The sequence below is a fragment of the Kitasatospora sp. NPDC041988 genome (assembly GCF_055588525.1).
Genome location: NZ_JBVJCO010000117.1, coordinates 1 through 1,471, shown reverse-complemented (window position 1 = coordinate 1,471; position 1,471 = coordinate 1). Strand labels below are relative to the sequence as shown.

The window sequence follows — 1,471 nt, the reverse complement described above, 5'->3', positions numbered from 1 at the left end:
CGCCAAGGGCAAGCTGACCGCCCGCGAGCGCATCGACCTGCTGCTCGACGAGGGCTCGTTCCGCGAGGTGGAGCCACTGCGCCGGCACCGCGCCACCGGCTTCGGCCTGGAGGCGAAGAAGCCGCACACCGACGGCGTGATCGTCGGCTGGGGCACCGTGCACGGACGCACCGTGTTCACCTACGCCCACGACTTCCGGATCTTCGGCGGCGCGCTCGGCGAGGCCCACGCGCAGAAGATCCACAAGATCATGGACATGGCCATCGCCGCGGGTGCGCCGCTGGTGTCGCTCAACGACGGCGCCGGCGCCCGCATCCAGGAAGGCGTCACCGCGCTGGCCGGCTACGGCGGCATCTTCCAGCGCAACACCCGCGCCTCCGGCGTCATCCCGCAGATCTCCGTGATGCTCGGCCCCTGCGCCGGCGGCGCCGCCTACTCCCCCGCGCTGACCGACTTCATCTTCATGGTCCGCGAGACCTCGCAGATGTTCATCACCGGCCCCGACGTCGTCCAGGCCGTCACCGGCGAGAAGATCACCCAGAACGGCCTCGGCGGCGCCGACGTCCACTCCGGGGTCTCCGGCGTCTCGCACTTCGCCTACGACGACGAGCAGTCCTGCATCGAGGAGGTCCGCTACCTCCTGTCGCTGCTGCCGCAGAACAACCGCGAGATGCCGCCCACCGTCGTCAACGACGACCCCGTCGAGCGCCGCAACGACTCCCTGCTCGACCTGGTGCCCGCCGACGGCAACCGCCCCTACGACATGCGCAAGGTCATCGAGGAGATCGTCGACCACGGCGAGTACCTGGAGGTCCACGAACGCTGGGCCACCAACGTGCTCTGCGTGCTCGCCCGCATCGACGGCCACGTCACCGGCATCATCGCCAACCAGCCCCAGTCGCTGGCCGGCGTCCTGGACATCAACGCGAGCGAGAAGGCCGCCCGCTTCGTCCAGATGTGCGACGCCTTCAACATCCCGCTGGTCACCATGCTCGACGTCCCCGGCTTCCTGCCCGGCGTCGACCAGGAACACGACGGCATCATCCGCCACGGCGCCAAGCTCCTCTACGCCTACTGCAACGCCACCGTGCCCCGCATCCAGCTCATCCTGCGCAAGGCCTACGGCGGCGCCTACATCGTCATGGACTCCCGCTCCATCGGCGCCGACCTCTCCTTCGCCTGGCCCACCAACGAGATCGCCGTCATGGGCGCCGAAGGCGCCGCCAACGTGATCTTCCGACGCGACATCAACGCCGCCGAGGACCCCGAGGCCATGCGCGCCCAGAAGATCAAGGAATACAAGAGCGAACTGATGCACCCGTACTACGCGGCCGAACGCGGCCTCGTCGACGACGTCATCGACCCCGCCGAGACCCGGCAGGTCCTCGCCTCCTCGCTCGCCATGCTCCGCACCAAGCACGCCGACCTGCCCAGCCGCAAGCACGGCAACCCGCCGATGTAGCAGCGCCGT

1 protein-coding gene is annotated in these 1,471 nt (G+C 69.1%); it reads left to right on the top strand.

Annotation, left to right across the window (positions count from 1 at the left end):
- A partial coding sequence (locus tag ACZ6NC_RS41940) for an acyl-CoA carboxylase subunit beta (RefSeq protein WP_465739150.1) occupies nt 1-1,462 on the top strand: 1,462 nt, incomplete at its 5' end.
- Nucleotides 1,463-1,471: the final 9 nt, after the last annotated feature.